Below are 26,531 nucleotides of genomic sequence, written 5' to 3' on the forward strand. Positions count from 1 at the left end.
TGCCCGGAGGGTGCGGCGCAGCCCACGGACAATCAGACGGCCCGATGGGACATTCTCGAGGCCGGATGGGACACTAACCGGTGCCGGGTGGGCGTGAGGGCCGCTGGCTGCGACCCTCACGCCGGTTCATCTACTCGGCAGGCGTGGCCTCGCCATCCTCCGGCTCTGCGTCGGGCTGGATGCCTGCGGCGATCTTCTCGACCTGGCTGAGCGGGTAGCCCCACACGGCCAACTGGTTGAGGTAGCCGCGGGAATCGGCGTTCGGGGTGCGCCACCACTCACGGTTCGCCGTGTTCTCGAACCCGGCGAACACCACCGCGAGGGACATGTGCAGCCCCTTCGCGGGGTGCTGCTCGACCCACTGGGAGAGCGTGTCGCCGTCCCATCCGCTCGACTCGATACCGAGCAGACTGCGGGCGCTCACCATGCCGGAGGCGTACCGGGTGCTGGCGTGGCGCGTGAGCGCGATCGCCAGGAACCGGGCGGCGTCCTTCGGCGCGTTCTTGCGCTGCAGGAGCGTCGCGATCCACTCGCGGCGCACGTCATCGGCGGCGTCCCACGCCTTGTTGTTGGCGACCAGCAGCCGACGTGCGGCCTTTCGTTCCTCGGCCTCGGCGGCGCGGTCTTCCTCGGTCGGCTCCGCCTCCGGCGTCCCGCCGACCGGAATGGTCGCGCGGAACGACTGGTAGCGGGCGTGGTGGGCGTCCGGGGTCGTGCACACCTGCACCGGCTCCGGCGTCCCCCACTGGCTCACCGTCCACGCGGCACCCGCGCACTCGGTGTGGGTGTCGGGGTCGAGGCCGTGGCGCTCGGTGTAGTCGGTCACGTCATCGGCGGCGTCGGTGAGGCGGTCCAACGACTCGTAGTCGTCGTCCTCCCCCACCAACCGCTTACCCGCGGCCACGAGGTCTGCGCGCACCTGCACGCGGGCCTCCCGACGCTCGGCCTCCTGGCGGAGCCGGGCAGCGGTGTGGGTCAGTTCGTCATCGTCGTACCCCTCCGCAATGCACTCGGTCAGTTCGGTGACCGCGTCGGGGTCACCGTCGAACTCGGCCAGCAGCAGCGCCTGTGTGAACGTCGCCTGACCACTGGAGACGGCAGCGGACGCCGTGTCCGACTTCGCCACCGTGAGGGTCTGCTTCACGGTGTCCCGCTTCGTGCCTGTCTCGCGGGCGATCGCGGTGACCGACAGGCCCTCGATTTCCAACTGGCGGTACGCGGCGAGCCGGTCACCGTCCGACAGGGCGGTGCGGCGCTCGTTCGCGACCAACTGCTCCGCGATCCGCTGAGCGGGGGTGTCGTCACGAGCCGTGACGAACACCGGCACCTCGCGGCCCGTCTCACGGGCGGCGAGGACGCGCATCTGCCCGTCGCGGACCACCACGGCCCCGTCAGCGTTCCGGTAGCCGATGGTCGGCAGGAGCACCCCGTGGCGCTTCACGGACGCCAGGAACGCCGGGTCGAGGTCAGCCGCGGTGCGGACGTTGTCCTCGATCACCACGTCCGCGGCGGGCACGTGCACCAGGTTGACGCCGCTCGCGTCGGGCTGGGGCTGGTCGGTCAGGTGGGTGACGGTGATGTTCTCGGTCATGGTCATGTCGTTTGCTACGCTTTCCGGTAGTGACCGGGTGCGGGTCCTGGCAATTACGAGTTGTCAGGAATTCCGCACCCGGTCTGTTTTGTGGGTGGGACTGCTAGGTGTTACTGCTGGCGGAACACTGCGGTCAGCGCTTCCGCCCGGTCGAGCGCCGCACGGGCGTGCTCGAACGCGGCCAGGACCGCCTTGTACTGATCCGGCGACAGCGACCGGGTGTCCCCGGCCTCGTCGTAGGTCAGGAACAGGACCGTCCCGAACAGCGGCGACGCCGCCCGGGAACGGCCGAGGGCGACCGCTGCGACGGTGGCGAGGTCGTTGCGCTCCCCCGCGTACATGCCCTCGTCATCGATCCACGCATCGATCCGGCCGTCGAGGCGGACCACGTCCACCAGGCGGCACCCGATCTGCTCCCGCGTGCCCTGCAGGGTCGACTCACGTGCGTTCACGACGACGCCTTCAACCGCACCATCTGCGGTCGCTCGAATACCCATCAACTTCATTCCCTCTTCCTCTCCCTTTCGTTGTTTGCCCGGGAAGGCACGAAGTGCCGATAGGACGAGGAGCCGGGGTGCAAGCCCAAAGCGGCGACGCTCCGAGAAGTTTCGACCGGCGCCGTCCATTGACGAAGGAGATGAGCACGACGGCGCCGGTCGAAAGTTCTCGCGTGCGGCGGTGGCGACGGCTTGCGGCCCGGAACCTCGTCCGTACAATCGCCGAAGGCTTCCCGGGCAAACAACGAACCCGTCAGGGTTCGACAAGCACTGGCCGGCTTGCCGGCTCCCCTCAGACCAGAACAGGCCGCCGCCGGCGGTCCGCTTGGATCCCGCGTGCTCGAGGAGCTCGCCGGCGCGCAGAGGCCAGCGAACGTGAAGCGGCCCCGGCCTGTTGGGGGGAACAGGACCGGGGCCGGCTGCAGCTCGAGCGAATTGGGGGGGGGCTCCTCGAGCTGCGGGCACCCGAAGCCACTGGGGGGAATGGTCCGGGCGCAGACCACCACGGTACGCACGGCGCGCAGGCGTCGGCAACCGGGGCTGGCTATGACGTTGCTGAGACCGCCACGCGGTGCTTCACAGCTGCCCGCCACACCCACGCCGCGGTCGCGGCCTGGCCGCTCCCCCACTCGATCAGCACGGCGTCACCGGTCGCGGCGATCGCCTTCGCTTCAACGCGGCGATCGACACCGCGGTAGGTGCGAATCCACGCGTGTACGGGCGCGGCCGGCACGACGTCGGCCGCTGGGCCGCCACGGGCATCTGCCGGCAGCGACACGGCTTCCTCGGGCACCCAGCGTCCACGCCGGCGCACGCCCATCAGCGGCGCCCCTGCGGCTTCAGGGACCGCTTCTTGATCCGGTCCATCGGCAGCCACACGTGGTGCACGAAGCCCATGTGCACCAGCTGCACGTAGACGACGTCGCCATCCGCCTGCTCAACGAACCCGGGCAGGTCTGCAGGCCAGACCGGGTGAACTCGACCGCACCCACACCGCCGGGTAGCCGGACACCTTCTCCGGCGCCGGCGGGGCGTCGATGCCGAGAGGCTGGTCCTCGGGCGGATCGGGGTGGATCGGTGGCGCCCACCGGTGTTCGGGCATGCCACCGATGATGACCGCGGCCGCCGACGCACAGCCTCAGTAGTCGCGGCGGCGGCCGTCTTGCACGTCACCAATCTGCCGCATCACACGCTGCAGGACCGCTTCCCGCTGTTCCACGTCCGGCTGTGAACGATCGAGCCGGTTCAACTGGCGGATCACGCTCCTCCGCGCGGCCGCGAGCTCGTCGACGGACATCCACTGCAACCGCTCGAGCTCATCGTCCACACCCAGCAGGCTAGACACGCGAACCGATCACCTAACCACCATGACCCCGCCACCTCGAGCAGCTGGAACCGACGCCGCCGAACCGGCCACCACCCCTCCGAGGGCCTGCGCAGCGCAGCGAAGACAGGGCGCACGCGCGCAGCGCACATCCCACACTCCGTGATCCGCGGTGTCGGCGCGATCGGTGAGGATGGATCCATGACCACCGTCCGCGGCACAATCCGCTCCACGAACACCATCACCGCAGACGAACACGCAGACGACCAGAGCACCGCCCGAGCCCGCGCCATCGACGGCCTGGAGGCCACCGGGTACGACGTGGTGCAGACGAACACGCTCAGCTCGACCGCGGCAGGGAACATCACCGTCCGCGCTGTTGCCCGGTCAACCGAGATCCAGCCGCACGAGGCGTCCGCGCCGAACGACGACGCCGCCCTTTCGGCGTACCTGCAGTCGGTCCCCGACGGGTGGATCAGCCTGGGCATCACGGTCGACGCCTAACGCCGGCGAGAGACGAGACGGCATGGCAATTCACCCCGCGATCGTGCTCACTTGCGATGGCTACCAGTGCAGCACAACACTCGCCCTGATCGGCCCCAACGCCGTGAGTTACGCCGGTGCTCGAGGACATGCCGAGTCGTACGGGTGGGACTGCTCAGCAGACGACGTCGACTGGTGCCCCAGCTGCAGGGCGGCGCAGGCAGCACTCGGCTCCTAGCCCATCGTCCAGTAGGGGGTGGAGGTCGTTACCCTGGCGTGTGCGTGGGGGCGCGAGCAGCGCTGTCCCTGGCATCAACAGGAAGGCAGCAGTCATGCTCCAGTTCACTCCCCGCTTACGAGTCATGCGACACACCGAGATCGCCGGCTTCCTCGAACTACCCGCTCACACGGGGGCCGTCCTCCCCCACGTCGGCGAAATTGTCGTCCTCAGCGACACCAGCTTCGACCCTGACAGCTTGCTCGCCATCTCGGCCGCGGACGCTCCGAAGGTGATCTCGGTCTGGCACTTCGTCGGCGAAGACCCCGAACCGGAGTACGCCGTCGAGATCGAGGTCCGCACGCGCGCCAGCGATGACGCTCTCCGCTCGAGCTTCGTCGGGACCGGTCGCGGCCGTTGGATCGCCTCGTCGCGCTGACATCGCGGGGAGTGCCAACATCGGCGGGCCACGGCGAGTCGGCCTAGACGCCCGTTCAGATCGGCATGCTGGAGTGATGAGTAGTTCAGAACGCTCCGCAGCTGACGCCGTCATGATCCTCGAAAGCCTCGCCCGCGTCCTGCGAACGTCCCCACACGGTTCGCCCGGCGCCGACAACGAGATCCAGGCCGGATACGTCGATGACGCCGTTGGTGCCCTGATCCGTGACGCCAACGTGTCAGCCGATGAACTCGACAACCATCGGAGAATGGGCGGCCGCGAGTGGGACGGTGCGCTGCTGTACGCACTGTTCCCCGACACGATGATCCAGGAGTTGCACGCCCGCCTCCCTCGCTAGTCTCGCCCGGCACGTTCCGGCAGCCGACATTCACAACTAGCAACGGGCCCGCCGATGGCCTGCACGCAGCGAAGCGATGTTCCTAGAGGATGGCGGCCGCAACTGCAGGCACACCGAAAACGACCGCGAACAGCGAGCAGATCGCTGCGCTGTCCTCGAGCCCAGATTTGTCAGGCGCAAGTCCCCGGTCCCGGGCAAAGGCGCTCAGGAGCTCCTTGACCACCACCAGGATGCCCGCGATGGCGGCGTACCCCTTCGCCCAGGACGGGTTCGACTGAGTCAGCAGTAACAGGCCAATCAGGGCCCCAACGGCGAGGACGGCGATGAACGCCTTCCAGCGTGTGCGTATCTGTAGCGTTCGTCGCGTCAGAGCCTCATCGGTACCCGCCGACTCATCCGCACCCGCCGCGCCATCACCGTCCGTCGTCGGCGCTTGTGCAGTAGCTCCGGTCGAACCACGGGCTATCGCGATGGCCAAACCGCCACCAGCGAACACCCGGGTCTGCTGTCGGTTCGGTTGACTCCTGACCTGTGGGGACGCGGTCCTCGCTGGAAGGATGTCGATCATGGCCAAGCCCTATCCGGACGAGTTCCGACGCGACGTGATCGCGGTCGCGCGAAGGGGTGAGATCCCGTTGACGCAGGTCGCGAAGGACTTCGGGATCTCCGAGGGGACCGTGACGAACTGGCTGCGTCGAGCCGACATCGACGACGGGGTCAGGTCCGGGACCACGACGACCGAGAACGTCGAGCTGCGAGAGCTTCGGAAACGGAACCGACTGCTAGAGCAGGAGAACGAGATCCTTCGCCGTGCCGCCGCGTATCTCTCCCAAGCGCACCTCCCAAAATGATGTACCCGCTGGTCCTTGAACTCGCCGCCGACCAGATCCCGGTCGCGGTGACCTGCCGGGTCCTGGGTTTTTCGAAGCAGGCGTTCTACGCCTGGCGAAAGAGCCCGGTGAGCCGTCGTGATTGGGAGAACGCGCACCTGACCAACGCCGCCGTCGATGCGCACCGCGACGACCCGACGTTCGGGTACCGGTTCATCGCCGACGACCTCGGCGCCGCCGGCCACCGAGTCTCGGAGCGACGCGTGTGGCGGTTGTGCTCGCAGCAGCGGCTCTGGTCATTGCATGCCAAGAAACGGGGACTGACCCGGAAAGCGGGCCCGCCGGTGCACGATGACCGGGTCCGGCGGGCGTTCACCGCCCCGGACCTGGACCGGCTGTGGTTGACCGACATCACCGAGCACAGCACGGCCGAGGGCAAGCTCTATCTCTGCGCCGTCAAGGACGCCTGCTCCCGCCGCATCGTGGGCTACTCGATCGACGCCCGGATGCGGTCCTCTCTCGCGGTTGCGGCGCTGCAGATGGCGATCTCGCGCCGGAACCCGTCCGGAACAGTCATTCATTCCGACCGAGGCAGCCAGTTTCGCTCCAAGAAGTTCGTTCGGGCGCTCTCTGACGCCGGGCTCCTGGGGTCGATGGGCAGGGTCGGCGCGTGCGCGGACAACGCGGCGATGGAGTCCTTCTTCGCGCTCCTGCAGCAGAACGTCCTCAACCGGCGCCGGTGGGCGTCGCGGGAGCAGCTGCGCCTCGCGATCGTGCACTGGATCGAGGGCACCTACCACCGCAAGCGTCGGCAACGCGGGCTCGGGAAGTTGACGCCCATCGAGTACGAAGCAATCATCAACCCACAGGTCGCACCCGCGGCCTAAATCAACGAGTCAACTGAATCGACAGCAGACCCAGACTCCGAAAACGCGATCGTGCCCCTTGGCGGAAATCCGTGCCAGGAACGCCCGTACTCCCGTCCGGTCCACCAGAGCTAACGGTGCAGGTAGGTCGCGGTCGGATATGACCAACTCAGCATCCGCAGCTCCTAAATACACGGATAACTTCGCGGCGAAGTCAACACGAACAGGTTCCTCTGGACAGTGGGCGCGGCGGTTGCGCTCGCTGGAGTGGAGTAGACAGGACGTTCTAACATGCCTATGGTGGTTTCGTCAGACGATCGTCTGACGAAGGTTCGGGCGCTCGTGCGTTTTGCGAGTACCCGCTAAGAAACCCTGAGGTGGGCCTGTGCGACTCATGAAGATTCCAGTTACCCTGCTCGCTCTGGCATCTGCCGTGAGCCTTGTTTCTGGTGCTGTGGTGGCGAGCAGTTCGCCGAACGCTAAGATTCCGATTTTTGATAAAGGCAGTTATCTCTTCAACAACAAGTGGGGCGGAAACTCCGGTTTTCAAGCCATCCGGAAACAGAACGGCCAAGGACACTTCACCTGGGACTGGGGTAACTCCGGCACTAGTGTCCAGGGGTATCCGTCGATCGTCCGCGGATGGCACTGGGACACCCCGGGCTTCGAAAGCCACACCCTTCCGATCTCCATCGCTAGCCCTGCGACCTGCTCATTGCGGAGCACAGTCCGTTACGACCTACGCGCATCCGGCGCATACGACGTCGCCTACGATCTCTGGGCAGCCACAGACCAAACGTTGTCGTGGCAAACGCACCCGTCTCTCGAGGTGATGATCTGGGGGGAACATCAGGGCATGAATCCCGCTGGGTCGCCCGAAGGCACCGTGACCATCGCGGGGCAGCAGTGGACGGTCTGGCGCGGAACCGGTGCGTTCGGCGGCCCCGTAGTCTCTTTTGTTGCCGGCTCCAATGCCCTGCGGAGACCACTCGACCTCATGCAGTTCATGCGCAGCGCCGCTGGACCGCACGCCGACCGAAACCTTCGGCTGATCAGTACGGAATTCGGCGTCGAAGTGACCCGGGGAAACGGATCCGCGACGATCCAGAAGTGGACGCAGCAGCGCTCGAGGAGTTGCAAATGAACCGAGCCAAGTGCGGCGTCAGCACGACAATTTGCGCCCTCCTCGTGGCGACCGCAGTGCTCGACGTCATGTCGGTGCCAACGCGTACGCCCGTACTGACGCCAACGCCCGCAGCAGAAGTCGCCAATGCCTCGTCCAAATATGCGACCCACTACGACTTCGGACCGGGCGGCGGTGGCACCAACGGCAACTGCTCGTTTCCAGAGATACCCAAGGGCGAGCTCTACGTAGCCGTCGGCCCCGACAAGTACCGGCATGGCGCTGGATGCGGGACGTACCTAGAGGTCACAGGGCCTAAAGGCAAGGTCGCCGTAGTGGTGATGGACCAGTGTCACGAGTGCGAACCCGGCCACCTAGATCTCAGTGATACCGCGTTCCGGAAAATCGGGAACTACAACGACGGCAAGATCCCAGTGAAGTTCAAAGCGATCAAGAACCCGACCGTCCCCCCCATCGCACTCCGCTTCAAGGAAGGCTCCTCGGCGTCCTGGTTGGCGCTACAGATCATCAACAACGGTAACGTGCTCCGCGGGGTCGCGATTAGCAGAAAAGATCGGATGCAATGGTTGCGACGAACCGAGTACGGCTACTGGCTAGCACCACGCGCAACCGGCCGTGGACCGTACTCAATCACCATTCGTGACGTACTCGGGCACCAAGCGACCATCCGCAACGTTCCGCTGAAACCAGGAGAGCTCCAGGATACGAAGACCCGACTCTACCGCTGAACGCGGCAGCAACGGGCCAGTCGTAGCATCCAAACATTATCCACCCCATACTCGTACGCAGATTTGAAGACTGACAGTGCAGATGCGCCAATTTACAGCTTCCCTGAGTGCGACTGCCACAGAACCTGCCTACCTTTCCGCACACCACCACACCGGCCGCGTGGAAGAGCTCGAGAGAACTCGATCAGGTCAGCGATTGCGGGCCGCTCCTACAGGCACACAGAAGTTACGCACAACCGCGCCCCGACCGGTCAAGACCATCCTATCGCCGGAGGTACTGGCGATCATTGAGATCGCAAGTCCGAGTACGGCAATCGATTTCGCAGCCCGCGACCGGAAGGCTTGCTTCTAGGGCTTTACAGTTGTCCACATAGATGAAACTCGCTCCTGCAGCCACGACGATACTTGCAATTCTCAAGCATCGCAAATGCAGCATTCGTAGCTCGTGCTTGATGAGGAGCCCACTGGTCGTCTCTGAGAGAACACTCATTGCCTCTGAAACCGCTTCGCGCTATCTTCGTCAGACGATCGTCTTGTGACCCTTGCCACTAACGGATCAGCGAACTCGAATGAGTCACGCGGCGGCCCTGACTGGTCTCGCTCCCGTAAAAGGAAGCAGCAGGCAGGGACGCGGCACGTGCCCGCACAGATCGCATAAGCCTAACTCAGCTCGACTCACTTAGCAGCAAGACCGAGGAGCGTTATGATGCCAAAAGAATCGCGACGTCGTCGTCAGCTATTTTCCGCTATCGGCACCCTGCTTCTCGTAGGTACGGTAGTCTCTCTGACCGGCGCGAGCCCTGCGAGCGCGCAGGACCTGCGATCCGAGCTACCAATTGTGGCCGGAACCAGACTAGAGGTGCCGGGAATGAGGCAGTGCACCGTCGGAGCGGTGCTGCGTTCGACATCCATTTTCAGCCGACTGACAGCATTCTCCCGCGGGAAGCGCTACCTCCTCATCGCGAAGCACTGTGCTCCAGATGGTGCGGACATCAAAGTGGGCGGTCAGAGTGTTGGGAAGGTCATCTGGACCGCCCCGTCCGATGACCTTGAGCTGGTGCAAGTTGATCCGAATTTCAATCGGCAAGTAGTATGTCAGCCCGGTTCAGTCCATCGATGCACGATTGTCGAGCACGTATATCCGCGCGCATTCGGCCGCGTCTTTCTGGCTCCGAACGGCCGTCCCCGGACGATCCCGATGACAGCTTCTTCCGTCCCGGGTGGAGACGAACGCTTCTGTACGAGTGGCTCCTCGACTGGTGTGAACTGTTCGTGGTCCACCGCGCCTACCCCTCGGACAGGCTTCGCACCAGGAGAGGCAGCAGCCTCGCACACACAGGGTATCGGCGTAATTGCCGGCGACTCCGGCGGTCCTGTTGTGGGAGCAAATGGCCAATTTTATGGGATTATCGTAACGAGAGGCATCGGTCCGCTTCTGGGCCTCATGGGCTACATTCCTTCTTCCCGAGCCCTGAGCGCCGTGGGCTCATACGAGATTGCCCCGCCTAATTGAATGATCGGTTATATCTAGCAGAGAAGCCAGCATCGGGACCCCTCGGCTCGTGAAACGCTCGCATTCCTACAATGCCCCACGAATCACGGAAAGCGAGTATTTTGGCTGGCTCGCGATTAACCGGGGCTCAACGGTTTCACGCCAATGGCCGTGGATCTGAACCGAACGCGATGGCCGGGGCAACGAGGCGTCTACACTACTAGACAAGGCTATTTTTGTAACTTAACGAGGATAACGCGGGAACGATGCAAAAGGACTCCCCTACAGAGCACATCGATGACATTACAAAAGAGCCGATCACCGAGGAAAGCGGCCGCACCATTCCCTTTTCCTTCGATGGCAACGATTATGAGATAACGCTCACTAACCGCCACGCCGAAGCGCTTCGCGAGACCTTCTCGAAATACATAGCAGCCGCTCGTCGGGCTCATAAGAGCTAGCCAACACGCCCCGATGACTCGCACACGCGCAACCAGCCGCTAGATTCGAAGCCAGCGGCCCCAAGGCGCGAATGTAGCCAAGGTGAGAGCAGAGCGGGCTATAGCGTTACCGCCGGACGTTCAAACCTAACTCGGGCCACTCGCACCGATCGATATTCGGTGCCCGCTGGCTGACAGTTACGCTGCCGACTGAGGCGTCTGAGAAAGGAAGTAGCAAGTTGCCGAAATTCATTAGCACGTCGATCAATGAAGGTAGACGATCTAATACTGGAAGGGTGAAGCAGCGTTTTTGGGCTCGATCCCTTTTAGCTGGATTTCTTTTCATCAATGCCGCAATGGTGATTATTGCGCCGTGCGTCGGCAACCAAGCCGCCTCCGCAGTTGAACCTGTTCTCCCTCAGAATCCAGACCGGGGGGTACTTCCGATTATTTCGGGGTCGAAGGTATTGGGACCGGAGTCATACGGTTCATGCTCTGCGGGAGCAGTTCTCATTCCTTCCGCTTGGTATTCACGGCTCACACCGTATCAGCGTGCTACACGATGGGTTGTGATCGCTAAACATTGCGCACCTATGTATGCGAGCATCCATGTAGGTGCGAGATCGATCGGAAACGTAGTGTGGCAATCAGCTGCATCGGATATTGAGCTGGTTAGGGTGTCCCCGGAGCCCGAGAACATGCGGGCAGTTTGCGTAGGTTCAAGTCACCCAGAAGTCTGCGTTCTACACCCCCGCTACAGGCCCCTCGCTAACAACCGAGTATTTGTCTCGGCTGGTGGGGGCGAGGCGCGTATGCCTGTTAGTGGGTGGCAGGACGCACCTGACGATGAACGATTCTGCATCAGTGCTTGGCGATCCGGCGTCAAATGCCTATTTAGCAAAATGACCCTAGTTCCCGGGATGTATCAAGGACCTTACCAGCACCTCTTGGCAGCCGCTAGTAATCGAATCAATAGCGTTGCCCCAGGCGACTCAGGAGGGCCGGCTCTCACGACCGACCGGCACCTTGTTGGTATTATCTCGTCAGGCCTGGGGACCGAGCGGCTTCCCCGTTACGGTTTCTACTACACACCGATGCGTCAGGTGATGCAGGAGCTGCATGCGTACACACTTGGACCGGCGGATATTCCGTCTGCAGAGGATGAAGACAATCCACTCTCACTATCCGACGCCGGCTCTGACGCAGGATGGGCTCTAGCACCTGACATCGAAGAATGATCGGGTGGGCGCATCAACTTCTAGCGGGAGAAAGGTGATTGATTACGTACCACGTCGCACTGTTTCGCATTACGCTGGGTCATCCACGTCATCGCAAAGCGGAGCACGCCTAGCGGTCGCCTCTCTCGGGGCTTACATCAAAAGAACCTCAGCACGATGAATAGGAACGGCCCTATCAGGAATCGGGTAGGGCCGTTCCGGGAATGCCCGTGGCGTCACTATTAAGCGCGAAGCGGATAGTCCAGGCGTTTAATCACCGAACGTTAGCAACGGCGAAGACAACAAAAACTGGGGCTGGGCGAACGGTATCGCAACCCCTGCCCCTCGCCTCAATAAATTTGCGCAGTTTCGCATTCGACTGAAATAATCAGGTCGTTTTCGCGGCTCAAATGTCGGTCTAGAAAAGGTTCATCGCGATGGCCATCTTCCCATTTTCCGCTGACGCCTGGCCGCCGCGCTCGCAGTTGGCGCGGATTTGCGGAGTTGGAATCATAGTAGGCGTTACGGTCCTGTCAGGGATCGTCCCGCAATCGGCTGCTCAGGCGGTCGCAGGTCACTACGTTGAAGTCCAGTTTCAGACGCATTGGGTTGGGAACGTGAAAACAGACCTACAGTCCTTCCGGGTTCTGAAGGACGAGACAACCGTGCGCTGCGTCACTCTTCGTCCCTACAATCCCGGACAGACGCGGTGGCCTTTTGTTCGGATCCCTCTACCCGCGAACACGGATTTTAGCGTTGTTTCGTACAACGGACCAAGCTGCTATGTTGGTAACGCAACCGCAGGTGGATCAGGTGACATTAACACCAGTGTTAGGAACTGGTCACTGGCTACCAATCGGCCCCCTGTGAAGCAGGGGCCGTGACTGATAGGCGAGATTCGGCTGTAGTTACTTGTGAGTTGGACGTAATCGGAGACGGTCTAGGTACCGAGACGCCAGCGCGCGGTCACTAGTGATCGGACGAGGCAACCCGTGCACGTAGTTTGCGGTCATGGCTTCGTCCCGGCTTTTGACAGCCGAATGCTTTCTCCCTCGCAAGGGTCGGGTCTAACAGCTCGCCCTTCCCGTCAGTCTAGGTCTGGTAGCGAGGAGTGAAGCGATACTTCGCCTGGCCGCGCGGCAGCGAAGGCACTGGAGCGGAAGCAAGCGCCGTCGTCCAGCATCGCGGCGAAAGTAGTGATACCTCCATCTGCGAAGAACCCCCTCCCTCTGTCCCAGAATTTGGCCAAGGTATCACCACGTTCGTCTTCGAGCGTCCCTGGATACGCCAACGGAAGTGGCCTTTGACTGGGTAGTGACAGCAACAGGAACCTACGATGCCCGGTGCAGCGGGCTGCGGGGGGCTCGAGGTGGAGCGAGACACTGAAGTTGCCCGATCCTCGCGCGGCGGCGACGTACGCTCCTGCGTCTCGGGTCGCAGCACAAAATCGGACCGCGCGGCAATGACCCCCTGTGGCATGCGATTGCGCCTGATCCCTGCACTCGTCGGTGGCATGTGCTCCAGCACGGCGTATCCCCTCCCCTTAACCGTGCGACACGCTGACGGGGACCACACTTTTCTGCTTTGACTTATCAAGTTCTGGCACGCTTGTGGTTATCGGCAAGGATGCCGGGCAGTCAGTCGTCGATAGCATTGTGGGAGATCGCCTTCGCGCTGTCGACGCCGCGGAGCTTGTCACCCTCCGCACGGAGCAAGTCGTTTTCAACGGCCACGCTCGCTGCGGGCGAAATTTCGACAGGATCGCGCGCTGGAGGACACGGGTCACGTCAGGCGTCCTGAGAGACAGGTAGGCAGGGAATCAACATTCCTCGGTAGGAACCGGTAAAGGGATGGACACCGCCCCTGGCGTCCGCCGGAGGGGTACAAGTCCGTGGAATAGTAACAGGATGACCCAGACAGATCAGTCCATACGCCGAACCGCTGTGGTGATCGGCGCAAGCCGCGGAATCGGTGCCGCAACCGCTCGACGGCTTCTCGCCGAGGGCTACAAGGTCGCAGGCACGCACCGCGCGGGCGGGCAAATTCCGGATGGTGTCGTGCCTGTAGAGCTCGACATCCGAGACGAAACCTCGATCAAGGATGGGATGCGGACGGCGCTGGACGAGCTGGGGCGGCTGGACGTGTTGGTGATCGCCTCCGGCATCACGCGCGACACGCTCCTGATGCGGATGAGCGAGGGGGACCTCGTTGAGGTGCTTCGAGTGAACACGATCGGCCCGATCCTGGCGAGCAAGGCCGCTCTGAGGCCGATGCTCAAGCAGCGGTCCGGCTCAATCGTTCTGCTGTCCTCAATGTCCGTCAAATACGGCGTGCCTGGCCAGACGAACTACACGGCGTCGAAGGGCGCGATCGAGGCGTTCGCTCGATCCCTCGCACGCGAACATGCACAGCAGGGCATCCGAGTCAACGTCGTAGCCCCCGGTGCGACTGATACGGACATGATGTCGAACATGCCGGAAGCAGAACGGGAGGCGATGGTCGAGGAGATTCCCTTGAAGCGTCTCGGACACGTCGACGAGATTGCTGCAGCAATCGTCCACACCGCCGAGAACACGTACATGAGCGGCGCCGTCGTCCAGGTCGGGGGCGGCCTGTGACCGCACTACTCGAGCCCGGCCAGTGGGGCCTGTTCTGCGGGCGCACGGGCAGCTCACTGGTTGCCGCAAACGGTGAGCCAATGGGACCAAGCTCGGCACGGAAGAGCGTCACACTGTTGCCACGCCGCCTGCTGCTCGACACGAAGATCATCGAGCAAGCATTCGGCTCCAACGAGGCACCCGCCGACTCGTCGGCGGAGCTCAACGGGGAGACGTGGGCGCTGCGCTTCCGACCAATTTTCTCCCCCCGCACCTTCACCGCAGTGGGCTGCGAACATTGCAAGCGGTCCGCGACGCTACGGATGGACCAACGATTCTCAACGACCAGTCGCGGGAACGCGTTGCCGGTCAGTCGGAGTGAATGTCGATTCCAGTTAGCTCTAGACTAAGCAAACAAATTGCTGTTGTGGTGGACCATCCGGCGCCACGCAGGGCACCAATCCACTGCGTTTGTGCCGCGAGAGGCCGGTGGTAGTCGACCATGGGGCCTGTCCCACCGTCCCGCAACGTGACGATGCCGGGATAGACCGCGGCCCTCCCGAATGAATTCTTGGCACTCGTCGGGATGCCCGTACACGAGCTGGCCTATTCGCATTGGTCAAAGGAGTTGTCAACATAAAAGTGCTCACGAAAGTCTGTCACAGCTACCCGCTTTGTGCCCTGCATGCCGCGATTGGGCTAGGGCTGATGAACCTGAATTGCGCACGTCTATCATCCCTGTCGCAGGAAGTGCGTCGTTCTCACGCACCCCCGTGCTCGTCGGGGCCAGCTGACGACAGAGCCGCCAACGCGTAGCGCACCATCAGACCTTCTGTTCCCTATCTGAGACAACCGCCTGAAGAGCCCCTCACTGACAACAGTTCACGGCTGCCGGCTATCTCAGGTGAACGAAGCAGACAGCACCAGTTCCCTACGCCGTTGCGCTTATCGACGCACGCCCGGGGATCGATTACTATTGAGAGAAGCCGGCTCGCTCGGCATTACTCGACCACCAAAGGGATAGGAATGATTACCCGTAAATTCACCTCTCACAGGCGAACGGCTCTACTCACTGCCGGCGTCGCAGCCACTCTTGTCACAACCATGGCTGGTCCAACCCAGGCTCAGGCTCACATCTCCGAAGTAGCCCCACGCTCAGCCGCTTCGAGCGTGAAGAGCACGACAACAACTTCGTTCACCGTTAGTACCGAAGCCGGGCCTAACAAGAAATCCTTCGAGGGCCAACGCTTCTTCGGGACGGGAAAGCCCGGTGCACTCGTGATCGTTTGGTACGAAGCGCCGCCCAAAGCAGAGGGCGTCCTCAAGCGTCACATCGCCCAGACACTAGATGGAGACCCTCAAGTCAGTGGTGCAGGACGTTACAGTTTCACCGCATCCTTTCCGAAGTTGCCACGAGGGGCCACCGAGCTTAAGTGGCATGCCCGTCTCTGCGACCCAGAGACACTAGCAGTAATTGCCCGAGTCGATGGTCAGAATTCACTGCAGTAAGAACGTGCTTGTTTTCAAGTCCTCGCTTTCGATCGAGGGCACACAGGAGGTCTAATCGAGCGGAAGGTGGCCCGGTCGACGGATCAACCGGGCCACCTTTTGTGATTTGTAATTACTAATGAATACCAATACGTAACGAACCGGCTGGATTGCATTACCTTCCTCGTTGCTAACTACAAGGATCACGAATCAACCTTGATTCGACCATTTCCGTGACTGTCGGATTCTAAAGCTTAGGCCCGGGTTTCCCGGACCATCGCCCGGACCGCGATCCGTCGGCCAGCAAATACTTTCCAACAAGGAGCTCATGTCGCTCGCGCGTCTCCGGTTCTGGCCTGGCCCGCATTCGAGCAGCTCGCCGGTTTCGAGCAGCGCCGAGTAATTAGTGCCGGCCTCGCAAAGGGCAATAAGGATCATGGCACGGCAACAGGTAGCCAACTCACATTTCTGAGTGACAAAACAGCAAGCTCATCCTCCTACGCAATTAATTATTTTGCGCGCCTACACCATGTCACCGGCAACGGCTATGATTGAGATCCGGGATCGCGATGTCCACTCCTCGCCCTAGGCACGTTCGAAGCAAGCTATAGGTAGTCAGAAATGCAATCAGCGCGCCGGCGAAAGCACAAGCAATCGCTGAAACACCTGGAAGGGCGCAAATAAGCCCCGAAGTCAGGGCACCACCGGTACTGAGGATAAGTCGCGCAGAGTCGGACGACAGATGCCACGTAGTCCAATGGGTGAAACGATGCCAGAACGAGCGCCAGCTGTCGGTTGAAGCATGATCATCTACCACACGAAGACCGTCAAGAGTCGTATTGACGTAGAGCAAAGAACCCGGAGCCGTCGACGAAAGAGGCCCGGAATCCGCGATTTCGGCTCTGACCTCGCGCTTGATTGCGCCGAATGTCTCGGCCCTCTTCTCCTCGTCACTCATCTTGAGGTTTCGATACTCAAACGTCAGTCCGGCAAGGTATTCCACGGAAAGTTTGCCACTGGCGACATCCTCATCGAACGTACCTGCCGCGACGGAGGCGACGGCCGCCGCAGGAGATGCCAAATGAGGGGTCTCGGCGCGAGCCGGATCTACATGACTCACCTCGACAGAAGCAGCCAATACGAACGCCAAGATAGTGACAACTAGATGTTTCGTTCTCCGATTCCTAGAATGAATGTGCATGACTGTCTGCTTCATAATTACCTCCATCCGATCCCGTGAACTGCCGAGAAACCGGAGAACCGTCCTGCGGGAATTACGGGTAAACACTTTAGCTCGAATTATAGTGATACAGGTGATAACAGATGATCCGCGGAACTTTTATTCTGTGGGTAATCTCATCGCGACCGTTCTATTCGAACTCTTGGGCAGCCGAAAGCAACGTTTGTTCCAGACAAACGTAACAGCGGTCGTGCCGGAGACACGAGCATGGCAGCCCGGGAAAGCTCGTCGAAGAGACGCACTAATGACGAGGCCGCATCTCGCGCCCAAGAGTCCGACAAGTTCGTCCTCCTACGAGGCTTCGTAGGCATTGCCAATTTAGCGACTACTGCTCAAAGAACCATTACTACCTAGTACTGTCGCCTGGGAACTGGAGGACCCACCTCTGCGCTTGAGGAAAGCGGGTGAGGGAAGCCGCGTTAGGGCCTGCGGATCATCCGGCAGCGCAATCTGGAACATTTCCGCGTGCGGGCTCTCTACTGATGTGCACAGTCGGGCCCAGCGGGCCGAGGGGGCGGCCTCCAAAGCGGACGCCAGCATCTACAATTTTCGCATTGCTAGCTTTCAGATTTGTGGTATCGATTGCGGTTCCGCTGAACTTCACACCAAGAGCATGCTGATTATCCCAGCCGTTTAGCTCCACGTACCCATTGCGCAGGGTGCTGCTCGACTGGAATCCGTCAACAACTATATCTTCATACCAAGGGATTGCGTGACCTCCGCCGGAGCTGTAATGCGTGTCGAACGACAGCGGAATCTTCGTGTTTAGAACACAGGTATTTTTATAGGTTATCTGGCGCACAACGCCGCCGACAGCCGCAGAACTTTTGATGCGAATACCGGCTGCCGTCCCGCCCATTTTGCCCGTGCTATCCATCCCGTTGATGGTATTGTCGACCACAAGTACGTCACTCACTCCAGCGGTGGTCTCACTTCCAATGGAAATTCCGTGACTACCATCGACAATATTGTCCTTGATGGTGATATGGGCCGAAGGTTGCGAGCCGGCTTTGATTGCAATCCCGTCGTCACCGTCCATTATCGACGAGTGGATCACTGTCACGTCGCTGGCACCCGCGGGGTCAATGCCATCTGTATTTCTGGCCGTAACTGGCGTCTTGATGTGGACGCCCCAAGCCGTAAACCCGGTGCCGTCCTTAAACGAGACGTGACTTCCCGGAGAGTTAATCAAATCGAGGCTATAGAGTGTTACATCGTTCACCTTTTGGGCCTGTAGCAAACGTGGAACGTTCTGATATCCTCGGTCTTTCGCCGCCTGTGCAAGCTGCCACCAAGACAGTCCTCGTCCAATCATCTCTTGGTCCCCGCGGCCATCGATGGCCCCGCGCGCCCCATTGCGGTTCTCAGTCGATTCGATTCCGGAGTGATTGGCTAGGCTTATGAAAGGAACGCAACCATTCTCTTTCGAAGAAATCGTTCCGCAAGCTACCCCACCAGGGGCTTGGAAGTCAGCCGGATTGCGTGAAGCGAAAAGCGTGACCTCGGGCGCCAGAAGAAGGATCTCGCCGGCGTGGAGTTGAAGAGGTCCGCTTAGGAAGTCCCGGCTCTCTCCCGACGGCGAGAGCTGGATTACAACCTGATTGCCGCCTGATTTCGCGCATTCGTCGAGTGCTTGTTGTATACGATGAGTGTCAGGGGGAACACTTTCAGTCTCCGCATTCGCTTGCCGATCGTGCATAGACACTGCCGCCGTGAGCGTTGCGCAGACGCTTTCTGGGATTGACGGTTCCTTGACTTCTCGGCGGTCGCCAGAAGCGACCGAGAACGACCCAGGACCGACTTCACTGTTGAACGGTTGGACATTGGATAGGAACGAAGTAATGATAGTGGAACAGATAGCAAATGTGACTGCTAGGACTTGACGGCGGTTCAATTACAACCCTCTCGCTGGTTAGCGTGGCTACGAATGGGGAGAAGAATAGAATAAAATCGCCTCCGTAGGAGACTCCGCTATTGACGGCTTTCGTACAGACGAGCCGAAGACATAATTTTCCCCTTCGAACGCGTCTTGACCCTCAAATGTCTTTCTGCAGTGGCGCGCAAAGACCCGCTCGATGTCTCAAATCAGTTTTAGCTCACGCTGGGGTCTTCGCACTCCAGGCACGGTTGTAATGTACATCGCAATATACCGCTCAATAATGAAGGTTCACTCAGGCCTCCCGTCTCGTCGTGCATCTCCGCGATGAATGAGATCTCGCGCGGATAGAACTGTTCGCGCGACACTTCCTGTGGTCTGTCCGGTCAAAGAACGCTGACGAAACCGACGTTTGCCATTGACGGGAGGGCGCAGTTGACGGTTCCGCTCACGAGACGGGTCGCTTTGGGAACGACGAGCGACAACCAGTGTCTAAATATTGCCCATCCCACGTCCGACGGCGTAATGCAACTGTTGCGCATCTGGCATCACCCGAGACGGTCCCTTTGTACGCAGGGACTGCTGCTGGTTCGGTTGGCTCCTGACAGGTAGGCGAATGCATTCCTTCGCACTTCTGCAGAAGAACGTTCTGAACCTGAAACGTTGGGAGACCCGGGAAGAGCTCCGGCGCGCGATCGTTACGTGGATCGAGGGGATTTACGACCGGAAACGGCGCCAACGTGGTGTGGGGAAGTTGACCCCGAATGAGTACGCGGCAATCATCGACCGAACGGTCACCCTCGCGGCATAAACGAACGAGTCAAACAAACCTCCAGCAATCCGCAACTCCTGGCAACTTGGTGAACGACGCTATGCGCACCTGGAGTGCGAGGCTCCCCATTCCACTAAGGCAGGACGCAGGCAACTTAGGAGAAGGCCATGCGCCTGCCCGATCGTCTCTTTCGCACCCTCGGCCCTCCACAGCTAACTGGGCGCGGGGGCAGATTGGACGAAGTGGTGCTGGCATCTCGTGCGTCACCCGCTTGTCTCGTGAACAGCGGAGAGTCGGAGTGCGGGGCCGTTGCAGACGTGCTTAAGCCGGGTATACCTCATCCGATATACGAGCAATATCGCTAACCAAACGACTCGTTAGCCTCTACCGCAAAGCTGCCTCAAGTTACAAATACTCACTTCGGGCATCAGTCACGCACGACCTCATACGCTGGCTGCTCACGAAAAAACAGACCGATGGGAATGTAAGCTTCGATAGTTGGGAACCGGCTTTCGGGGTCGCCGCCTTGAACATGAACTCCATAAATCCTACCTGACTGGCTAACCACGGGTCCGCCAGAGTCCCCGTCGCTCGTATTGGCCCCAAAAGTCTCGGAAAAAGCTTGACCGGCACCGGGCTCGAGATCGGGCGGTTTAGGGACGCTTCGGAAAGAGCAAATTACACCACTGCTTCGACCACTTACGCAGTAAATCTCTCGCGGTGCAGGCGTTCCAGTTCCTTGGACCGCTACAGATTGCTCATGCCCAGCCCGATTGCGAATCAGAATTACTTGACCAGAAGCACGAGGTTGCCAATCGACCACGATATGGCATCGCACGAAACCGCCAGATGTACTGTGGCACTGCTGGTGACGGCTGGACAAAGGCTCGATACGGACAAGGGCGAGGTCGTAACGCCCGGAGATCCAGGTGACGGCCCCGACGCTTACAGTGCCAACACGCACCGTCTGGCCAGTCTCCGATGCGCAGTGCCCAGCCGTTACAACGTAGCGAACCGCTCGCGCATACTGGGATAGCCGCGCAAATATGCCTGTGGAGCGAACGACCGGGCCAGCCGTGCAGACAGCATCTGGTGAAAAGTGTGGACCCGATCGAGTTCCGGCGAATACGAGCTGAGTTCCGGCTCTCACTGGCAAACTGTTCCGTGCAAGCGAATCAGCCGCATCTGCCGATTCCGAGATGACAGCGGGTGCGGCAAACGCAACAATCATCGCGACTATAGCGACAATTGCAGTCGGATGATTACGTGAACTTCGAATACCCATTAATACTCCATTACCCTGTGATCGCATTTGCCACGATCGCAAATTGCCAGCATAAAACGCCTGCGGACTCGTAGCCGGCATTCTCCGGAATAGTACAGCTATCCATAACGCTATACCGATGAAGCGAGTTGGGCGCTGAGGTTATGCTCAGGCGGGTATATGTGTCCCAGCGGAATCTGCGGCATGCTGCTTCGAGGCCGCGATCCGTCTAGAAGGGTCCCGCGGGCGTCCCGTTAGCGACTGGCTGCTCTTAGGCAACGCGGTCGACGATCGATTTCGCCCACCGATCGATTTCGCCCACCGTGTTCAGCGATCTGTCGCACCTAATCTATTCAGCCGCTTCCATCGTTGACGTGCGCGCAGAGATGTATCGCTGCTGGCGATGTTCAATTGTCAGATTCGATGACCCACAAGGTTGGTGTTATCGGTCACGACTCCACGCTTCGCCAAAGCCAACCACATCCGCCACTGGTTAAGAACAGGACTGCTGGAGGTTTGTTTGACTCGTTCGTTTATGCCGCGAGGGTGACCGTTCGGTCGATGATTGCCGCGTACTCATTCGGGGTCAACTTCCCCACACCACGTTGGCGCCGTTTCCGGTCGTAAATCCCCTCGATCCACGTAACGATCGCGCGCCGGAGCTCTTCCCGGGTCTCCCAACGTTTCAGGTTCAGAACGTTCTTCTGCAGAAGTGCGAAGGAACGCATTCGCCTACCTGTCAGGAGCCAACCGAACCAGCAGCACCTCCGCTTCAGACGCTTGTACCCGCCTGGGCAACCCCTGCAGTAAGCGGAGGGCAGGAGTGTCCCAGACCGCGTGCCTGCCGCCCACCATCCAAAGGCTCCCGCGTCCAATAGCTGAAACCAACACATTTCGGTCAAAGCATCGGCTGTCTCTAATGGTCCTTGGCTGGCCGCAGGCCTGCTGACAGGCTGGCGCGGTCCCGGCTCGTGGTGTGACTCTTCGGCTATCTGTCCGGCCCTGCGGCGTGACACTCGTCCGACTCGTTCGCCGCGGGAAGTGGGGCTGGTGCCAGCTCGTCCGCTGCGATGGCTTGATAGAAGGTCGTCCAACCCGTCACCTGGCTGTGAATCGTTAGAGATCCGCCCCGCAACGGCTCTCCCCGGGCCGGGAACCAACACGGTTCCCGTCTTGGAAGGAGTCCCGCATGCCCTTCGTCGCAGACGAGTACACGCATGTCATCGGCGTCGACACGCACGCCAGAACCCACACCTACGTCGTCCTCGCCCCCCCGCACCGGCGGCATCGTTGATATAGCGACTCTTCCAACAAGTCCGGCGGGTGTCACCCGCGCACTGGCATGGATCGACCGTAGAACCGCCAGTCGACTCGCCGTGTCGAGGGGACTAGCTCTTCGTGTCGAGGGAACTAGCTCTTATTGAGCGTCCTTGACGGAAGCGCTGCAGCAGGCTCATATCCCTGTCGTCGAAGCGGCCGCCAAACGCAAGCCAGTTTTGAGGCTTCCAAGAGGAAGGCGCTCCCCAGCTCGCTCCACTTTTACAATTACGTCAGGACCCATCCGCCGGCTCAACAATCTGCCTGGACATCACAGCTAGCAAGGCTCAAAGGAAGCTTTCAGTGGCACTCCAGGTCAGGGTTCGAGAGTGTCGGTCTCCGTCGCCAGTGCGGCTGCGAGGTCGGCTTCCGAGGGCAGGGCAGCGCGGACCGCGGGTGGGAGGAGGTCGTAGCTGGCGACACCGATCGGGGTCTGCTGACCCGCGAGGGAGTACCGGACAACGGCGTCGTTCTTACCCGCCACCAGCAGCAGGCCGACGGTGTCAGCGTGCTGGGGGCGGCGGAGCTTGTCGTCGACGAGGGCGACGTAGAAGCCGAGCTGGCCGAGGTACTCGGGCTTAAACTTCCCGGTCTTGAGCTCGACGACCACCCACCGGAGCTGTCGATGACCACGTACCGGAGCTGCTCGACGTGGAAGAACAGCAGGTCGACGTAGAAATCGTCCCCGTCGACGTCGAAGTGCACCTGCCGGCCCACAAACGCGAACCCTTCGCCGAGCTCGCGGAGAGTGTCGATGATCCGGTCGACGAGTGGCTGCTCGAGGTGGCGTTCCTTCGCGTCGCCATCCAGGGCGATGAAGTCCAGCACATATGGGTCTTTCGTGATCTGCTGCGCCAAGTCCGACTCGGCCGGTGGAAGGACCTCGGCGAAGTTCGTCGGCGCCGCCTCCAATCGGGTATGCGCATCGGACCGGATCTAGTGCCCGAGGACATTCCGGGACCAGCCATGCGCAGCCGCTTGGGCGGCGTACCAGTCCCGGAGCTCACGATCGTCGAGCCGGTCCAGGAGGACGGTGATGTGACCCCATGGCAGTTGTGCAACAGCCTGTTGCAAAGTCTGCTCCTCCGGCCAAGCCGCCCCGAACGCACGCATGTACGCAAGGTTGCGTGGGGAGAACCCCTTGATCTCCGGGAACTCCGCACGCAGATCCGCCGCGAGCCGACCGATGACGTTACTCCCCCACCCCTCATCGCCCTGACGCTGCAAGATCGTCGCACCGATCCCCCAGTACAGACTGACAAGCTCAGTGTTCACGCGGCGCTACGCGGCAAACCGGGCAGCGCGCACTTGCTGCTTCAACTCCGCAAGAGCAGCGGCGTAGCCGGATACGGATGGCAACGAATCAGTCATCACCACTCAGTCTGCCCGACTGAGGGATCGAACGAGCGCTCAACAATGCGCCTCACGGGAACACCTATGCCAGAGTGGATACGACCCAGAGCGAAAGGCCACCTCACTATGGCGCAGAAAGTCACCACGCACCTCGTCGACGACCTCACCGGCGACACCATCGAAGACGGCCACGGCCGCACCGTCACGTTCAGCTTCGACGGCAGGCACTACGAGATCGACCTCAGCGACGCCAACGCCGAAACCCTCCGCGAAACGTTCTCCGACTATACCGCCGCAGCCCGCAAGGTCACCGGCCGAGCCGGCCGTGGCAGCGCCGGCGGCGCGCCGAAGCGCGGGAACTCGGAAGAGCTCGCGAAGATCCGCGAGTGGGCGAACGCGAACGGCCACGAAGTCTCCTCCCGCGGCCGCATCAGCCAGGCCGTCCGCGACGCGTACGACGCCGCACACTGACGCCACTCCCCAACGAGAAGAGCCGCCCCCCCTTCATGGTGGCCAGCTCTTCGCGTTGGCGCCGATACGGCCCTCTTATGACGGTCCAGGTGGCCGCTCAGCAGCCGAATGCGCGTTGCAAAGCGAGTTCTATGATCGCTGACCCGCGCTGCTCGTCGCTGCCATCAATGCGGCAGGTTCCGTCACGGATGAGCCGGATCTTGCAAGACGATCGCGTGAGAGCGCCCGGTCGGCCCGTGTGATTCGCGTGGCTTGATCGGTCTGCGGTGCCGGAGCGGAGAGCGCACTCAGCCCTTGACCGCCCGGACCACTCGAGTTGCACAGCGCACTGAGTGCCGTTTCAACAGACGTTCGTCTAATCAAACCCGTCGATTTGTCTGCGAGTCACCCGACAGTTTCCACACCGTCGTCTGACGCCCGGACCATCAATGCCGGGTGATCGCCACCCGAACAGCATTTCGAAGGGATCCGATGATGGAACACGCCGTCCGACCGCGCACCACAGCACGGGTGCGGAAGAACCTGCTCACCACCGCCGTCTTTGCCACGGCGACGCTGCTCGCCGCCCTCGGCGCACCCAGTCCCGCGGCAACGGCCGCCACGATCCCCGGCACCACCGAAGGTCACACTGCCGCGCAGAGCGCCGTCATCGAATCGATCGAGCACGGAACCATCGCCGCGGACATCGACGCGGGACGGGTCTCCACGGACGCACTCGAGCAGCTCGCCAGCACCGGCTTCACGGCCAACGGCCACACCGTCGCCCCGTGGCTGAACCTGGACGGCTCGGCCACCACCACTGCTGACGTCGCAGCAGCACACCTCAGCAAGAACGACGTCCGCCAGGTGCAGGCTGCACCTCCCGCGAGCTCGGGCACCGCTGCAGGAATCACGGAGAGCAAGCACTGGTGGAACAACCACGAGTTCTACATCTCGGGCCCCGTCGTGAAGACGATCATCACCGTGGGCGCCGGCACCTACCTCGCCGCCGTGTGCATCACCCTCGACCTATCGAAGATCTCGTGCGCGGCACTCGGCGCGGTCGTGGCTGGATCGGCCGAATTCATCAAGAGCGGAGGCTGCGGCCGCGGCTACTACTTCGACTTCCCGAAGGTGTGGAAGTCGCACTGCTCCTGATCCACAACGACGGGGCGAAGGTACCCACAAAGCCGGGACCTTCGCCCCTCGGGCTGCAACGGCGACCCCTCGCAGCACCTCCAACAACGACCAGCCCGGAAGTCGATTCAGCCGTCCCATCCACAGCGGTCAGGGCCGATCGGACGCTGGCTCCGTCCGGTCGCGGCGTAAAGGGCGCGCGTTGCGGGCCGGTGAGATCGACGACGGAATCACGGTCGATGCCATTTGCGTGTGTGACCTGAGTGATGCTGCGGTCGGTACCGTGGGAGCTGATGACCTGCCAAGGCGACATAGAAGGGCTGTATCGTCCGGCTATCCGACGCGGTGAGAGACGAAAAGCGGCTCGTGATCATCAGCGGTGCCTTCCAAAGCGACAACGATCGGCGCGCGGTACTCGCTGCCGCAGCCTATGCAGCCCGGCTGCGCCGCGTACTCGTCGTCGTTGATCGGGCTCATACCCTTTGTCGCCTCTCCGAGGCCGTTGCTACGACCAGCGTTATCACCGCGTCACAACCGCTCAGGGGTGATGCCGCCGCGGTCGAGCGTGCCCGTGATGGCGATGAGGACCGCCGGGGCGCATCGAGCCGAACGAGCCGACAACGGTGTCCCGGTGAGCCGGATCGATGACGCCGACGCTCCACGGGTCGTTGCCGCGGTGGTGGCCACGAACGAGGACGTCACCGCCGGCGCTGATCATCCAGTCTCCGGCCCCGCCCTCCGCGGTGTCGAGAACCGCACCGGCATCGCGGGGTGTGAGCGCCTTGACGACGCCGGAAAGGTCGATCACCCCATCGGGGCGGTGGGGGGGTGAACGATCCGCCGGTCCGTTCCCGCCAGTCGAGCGCGAGTGCGTACACGTCGCGAACTTCGGTGGGGGTGTCCGCGAGCCGGAGCGATACGTCGGCGACACGGCTGAGCACGTACGACGGGTCGTAGAGGCTGTACCGGTGGTCGTAGCCGGCGAACACTGCGCGCACCGCTGACGCCGTCTCCGGAGTCGCGCCCCGGAGACTCACGACGGTGCCCATCGTCTCGAAAGTCGCGACGCCGCTCACAGTCCGGCCTTGTCGATCGCGGACTGAACGGACGTCGTGTAGCCCTCGCTGGTGAAGGTCGCGCCGCTGACGGACGGATCTGGGCGGACTGCGCCTGCAGCGCCTCCTGCCGGAGGATTGGGGCGGCCTGTTGGCTTGATCTGCACCGACCGGCCGTCGCTGTTCGTGAGCTGCAGCGCGGTGGCGTCAGTGATCTCCCCTGTTCGCAACGGCGATCTCGACCTGCGCCGGACCGTACCGGGTCTGGGTCGTGTCGCCGGGAAAGGTGCCGGTGGCGGACGACCCACCGGTCTTCCCGGTGCCGGTGGTGCCTCCGCTGGTCCCGCTGCTGGCGC

At 61.7% G+C, this 26,531-nt stretch carries 21 protein-coding genes and 3 pseudogenes; 12 read left to right on the forward strand and 12 right to left on the reverse strand.

Features of this window, described 5'->3' with window-relative positions:
* Positions 1–130: 130 nt before the first annotated feature.
* The 4 genes from OE229_RS17615 to OE229_RS17630 form a co-directional block, all read right to left on the reverse strand.
* Entirely contained in the window at positions 131–1,597 is a 1,467-nt protein-coding gene (locus tag OE229_RS17615; RefSeq protein WP_214585385.1) for a ParB/RepB/Spo0J family partition protein, read from the reverse strand.
* Positions 1,598–1,701: 104 nt separating this feature from the next.
* Complete coding sequence (locus tag OE229_RS17620; protein WP_214585383.1) at positions 1,702–2,043, reverse strand: DUF3846 domain-containing protein; 342 nt, start codon at positions 2,041–2,043, stop codon at positions 1,702–1,704.
* A gap of 589 nt (positions 2,044–2,632) precedes the next feature.
* Positions 2,633–2,908, reverse strand: a complete 276-nt coding sequence (locus OE229_RS17625) for a hypothetical protein (RefSeq protein WP_262127302.1) — start codon at positions 2,906–2,908, stop codon at positions 2,633–2,635.
* A 318-nt stretch (positions 2,909–3,226) separates the two neighbouring features.
* Positions 3,227–3,415: a hypothetical protein gene (locus OE229_RS17630; RefSeq protein WP_214585381.1), complete on the reverse strand. Its 189-nt coding sequence runs from the start codon at positions 3,413–3,415 to the stop codon at positions 3,227–3,229.
* Between the two features lie 198 nt (positions 3,416–3,613).
* Here OE229_RS17630 and OE229_RS17635 point away from each other — a divergent pair, with 198 nt between their 5' ends.
* From OE229_RS17635 to OE229_RS17645, 3 genes are all read left to right on the forward strand, one after another.
* Positions 3,614–3,916, forward strand: coding sequence for a hypothetical protein (locus OE229_RS17635; protein WP_214585379.1), 303 nt, complete (start codon positions 3,614–3,616; stop codon positions 3,914–3,916).
* A 311-nt stretch (positions 3,917–4,227) separates the two neighbouring features.
* Positions 4,228–4,551 carry a hypothetical protein gene (locus OE229_RS17640; RefSeq protein WP_262127300.1) on the forward strand — a complete coding sequence of 108 codons (324 nt, stop codon included), beginning with the start codon at positions 4,228–4,230 and terminating at the stop codon, positions 4,549–4,551.
* 76 nt (positions 4,552–4,627) lie between these two features.
* Complete coding sequence (locus tag OE229_RS17645) at positions 4,628–4,909, forward strand: hypothetical protein (RefSeq protein WP_259581478.1); 282 nt, start codon at positions 4,628–4,630, stop codon at positions 4,907–4,909.
* 82 nt (positions 4,910–4,991) lie between these two features.
* Here OE229_RS17645 and OE229_RS17650 read toward each other — a convergent pair whose 3' ends face one another.
* Positions 4,992–5,477, reverse strand: a complete 486-nt coding sequence (locus tag OE229_RS17650; RefSeq protein WP_259581476.1) for a hypothetical protein — start codon at positions 5,475–5,477, stop codon at positions 4,992–4,994.
* Between OE229_RS17650 and OE229_RS17655 the strand changes: the two genes are divergently transcribed.
* The 6 genes from OE229_RS17655 to OE229_RS17680 all read left to right on the forward strand — a co-directional run bounded on the left by OE229_RS17655 (position 5,476) and on the right by OE229_RS17680 (position 14,244).
* A protein-coding gene (locus OE229_RS17655) for an IS3 family transposase (RefSeq protein WP_259581474.1) occupies positions 5,476–6,626 on the forward strand; the annotation gives its coding sequence in 2 pieces (ribosomal slippage) (positions 5,476–5,743 and positions 5,743–6,626; 1,152 coding nt in all). The genes OE229_RS17650 and OE229_RS17655 overlap by 2 nt on opposite strands.
* Positions 6,627–6,999: 373 nt before the next feature.
* Entirely contained in the window at positions 7,000–7,749 is a 750-nt protein-coding gene (locus OE229_RS17660) for a GH12 family glycosyl hydrolase domain-containing protein (RefSeq protein WP_250891854.1), read from the forward strand.
* Positions 7,716–8,477, forward strand: coding sequence for an expansin EXLX1 family cellulose-binding protein (locus tag OE229_RS17665; protein WP_214585369.1), 762 nt, complete (start codon positions 7,716–7,718; stop codon positions 8,475–8,477). The genes OE229_RS17660 and OE229_RS17665 overlap by 34 nt, the downstream gene beginning before the upstream one ends.
* Positions 8,478–10,235: 1,758 nt before the next feature.
* Positions 10,236–10,430, forward strand: coding sequence for an Lsr2 dimerization domain-containing protein (locus tag OE229_RS17670; protein WP_214585368.1), 195 nt, complete (start codon positions 10,236–10,238; stop codon positions 10,428–10,430).
* 899 nt (positions 10,431–11,329) lie between these two features.
* The gene (locus OE229_RS17675) at positions 11,330–11,647 is read left to right on the forward strand and encodes a S1 family peptidase (RefSeq protein ID WP_262118667.1); all 318 of its coding nucleotides are present in this window, start codon (positions 11,330–11,332) and stop codon (positions 11,645–11,647) included.
* A gap of 1,886 nt (positions 11,648–13,533) precedes the next feature.
* On the forward strand, positions 13,534–14,244 hold the full coding sequence (locus OE229_RS17680; protein WP_214585366.1) for an SDR family NAD(P)-dependent oxidoreductase: 711 nt from the start codon (positions 13,534–13,536) through the stop codon (positions 14,242–14,244).
* Positions 14,245–16,243: 1,999 nt separating this feature from the next.
* Here the strand turns inward: OE229_RS17680 and OE229_RS17685 are convergent.
* Together OE229_RS17685 and OE229_RS17690 are read right to left on the reverse strand one after the other, a co-directional pair.
* On the reverse strand, positions 16,244–16,927 hold the full coding sequence (locus OE229_RS17685; RefSeq protein WP_259581470.1) for a hypothetical protein: 684 nt from the start codon (positions 16,925–16,927) through the stop codon (positions 16,244–16,246).
* 457 nt (positions 16,928–17,384) lie between these two features.
* The gene (locus OE229_RS17690; protein WP_250891852.1) at positions 17,385–18,650 is read right to left on the reverse strand and encodes a glycoside hydrolase family 28 protein; all 1,266 of its coding nucleotides are present in this window, start codon (positions 18,648–18,650) and stop codon (positions 17,385–17,387) included.
* 802 nt (positions 18,651–19,452) lie between these two features.
* Here OE229_RS17690 and OE229_RS17695 point away from each other — a divergent pair.
* Positions 19,453–19,638, forward strand: a pseudogene (locus OE229_RS17695) (IS3 family transposase); the annotation flags it as partial.
* A 388-nt stretch (positions 19,639–20,026) separates the two neighbouring features.
* On the opposite strand, the gene OE229_RS18140 reads toward OE229_RS17695, so the two are convergent.
* The 3 genes and pseudogenes from OE229_RS18140 to OE229_RS17705 form a co-directional block, all read right to left on the reverse strand.
* Complete coding sequence (locus OE229_RS18140; protein WP_369076222.1) at positions 20,027–20,965, reverse strand: trypsin-like serine protease; 939 nt, start codon at positions 20,963–20,965, stop codon at positions 20,027–20,029.
* 431 nt (positions 20,966–21,396) lie between these two features.
* A pseudogene (locus OE229_RS17700) lies at positions 21,397–21,582 on the reverse strand (IS3 family transposase); the annotation flags it as partial.
* A gap of 914 nt (positions 21,583–22,496) precedes the next feature.
* Positions 22,497–23,551 (reverse strand): annotated as a pseudogene (locus tag OE229_RS17705) (PDDEXK nuclease domain-containing protein).
* Positions 23,552–23,659: 108 nt separating this feature from the next.
* Between OE229_RS17705 and OE229_RS17710 the strand changes: the two are divergent.
* Together OE229_RS17710 and OE229_RS17715 are read left to right on the forward strand one after the other, a co-directional pair.
* Positions 23,660–24,004 (forward strand): histone-like nucleoid-structuring protein Lsr2, encoded by a 345-nt coding sequence (locus OE229_RS17710; RefSeq protein ID WP_214585487.1) that lies wholly within the window; start codon positions 23,660–23,662, stop codon positions 24,002–24,004.
* 471 nt (positions 24,005–24,475) lie between these two features.
* On the forward strand, positions 24,476–25,141 hold the full coding sequence (locus OE229_RS17715; protein WP_214585485.1) for a hypothetical protein: 666 nt from the start codon (positions 24,476–24,478) through the stop codon (positions 25,139–25,141).
* 312 nt (positions 25,142–25,453) lie between these two features.
* Here the strand turns inward: OE229_RS17715 and OE229_RS17720 are convergent, their stop codons facing one another.
* Both OE229_RS17720 and OE229_RS18145 read right to left on the reverse strand, forming a co-directional pair.
* On the reverse strand, positions 25,454–25,597 hold the full coding sequence (locus tag OE229_RS17720) for a hypothetical protein (protein ID WP_259581591.1): 144 nt from the start codon (positions 25,595–25,597) through the stop codon (positions 25,454–25,456).
* Between the two features lie 61 nt (positions 25,598–25,658).
* Complete coding sequence (locus OE229_RS18145) at positions 25,659–26,051, reverse strand: FAD:protein FMN transferase (RefSeq protein WP_369076223.1); 393 nt, start codon at positions 26,049–26,051, stop codon at positions 25,659–25,661.
* Between the last annotated feature and the right edge of the window lie 480 nt (positions 26,052–26,531).

Origin of the sequence: Curtobacterium poinsettiae (assembly GCF_025677645.1) — a bacterium.
Lineage (GTDB): Bacteria > Actinomycetota > Actinomycetes > Actinomycetales > Microbacteriaceae > Curtobacterium > Curtobacterium poinsettiae_A.

Excerpts from the sequence above, each read along its gene's own strand:
- OE229_RS17625 (WP_262127302.1), bottom strand. The coding sequence starts at position 2,908 with ATGGGCGTGCGCCGGCGTGGACGCTGGGTGCCCGAGGAAGCCGTGTCG.
- OE229_RS17675 (WP_262118667.1), top strand. The coding sequence starts at position 11,330 with ATGTATCAAGGACCTTACCAGCACCTCTTGGCAGCCGCTAGTAATCGA.
- OE229_RS17680 (WP_214585366.1), top strand. The coding sequence starts at position 13,534 with ATGACCCAGACAGATCAGTCCATACGCCGAACCGCTGTGGTGATCGGC.
- OE229_RS17650 (WP_259581476.1), bottom strand. The coding sequence starts at position 5,477 with ATGATCGACATCCTTCCAGCGAGGACCGCGTCCCCACAGGTCAGGAGT.
- OE229_RS17660 (WP_250891854.1), top strand. The coding sequence starts at position 7,000 with ATGAAGATTCCAGTTACCCTGCTCGCTCTGGCATCTGCCGTGAGCCTT.
- OE229_RS17640 (WP_262127300.1), top strand. The coding sequence starts at position 4,228 with ATGCTCCAGTTCACTCCCCGCTTACGAGTCATGCGACACACCGAGATC.
- OE229_RS17690 (WP_250891852.1), bottom strand. The coding sequence starts at position 18,650 with ATGCACGATCGGCAAGCGAATGCGGAGACTGAAAGTGTTCCCCCTGAC.
- OE229_RS17685 (WP_259581470.1), bottom strand. The coding sequence starts at position 16,927 with ATGAAGCAGACAGTCATGCACATTCATTCTAGGAATCGGAGAACGAAA.
- OE229_RS17670 (WP_214585368.1), top strand. The coding sequence starts at position 10,236 with ATGCAAAAGGACTCCCCTACAGAGCACATCGATGACATTACAAAAGAG.
- OE229_RS17615 (WP_214585385.1), bottom strand. The coding sequence starts at position 1,597 with ATGACCATGACCGAGAACATCACCGTCACCCACCTGACCGACCAGCCC.
- OE229_RS17715 (WP_214585485.1), top strand. The coding sequence starts at position 24,476 with ATGATGGAACACGCCGTCCGACCGCGCACCACAGCACGGGTGCGGAAG.
- OE229_RS17710 (WP_214585487.1), top strand. The coding sequence starts at position 23,660 with ATGGCGCAGAAAGTCACCACGCACCTCGTCGACGACCTCACCGGCGAC.
- OE229_RS17720 (WP_259581591.1), bottom strand. The coding sequence starts at position 25,597 with ATGAGCCCGATCAACGACGACGAGTACGCGGCGCAGCCGGGCTGCATA.
- OE229_RS18140 (WP_369076222.1), bottom strand. The coding sequence starts at position 20,965 with ATGCCGGCTACGAGTCCGCAGGCGTTTTATGCTGGCAATTTGCGATCG.
- OE229_RS17635 (WP_214585379.1), top strand. The coding sequence starts at position 3,614 with ATGACCACCGTCCGCGGCACAATCCGCTCCACGAACACCATCACCGCA.
- OE229_RS17645 (WP_259581478.1), top strand. The coding sequence starts at position 4,628 with ATGAGTAGTTCAGAACGCTCCGCAGCTGACGCCGTCATGATCCTCGAA.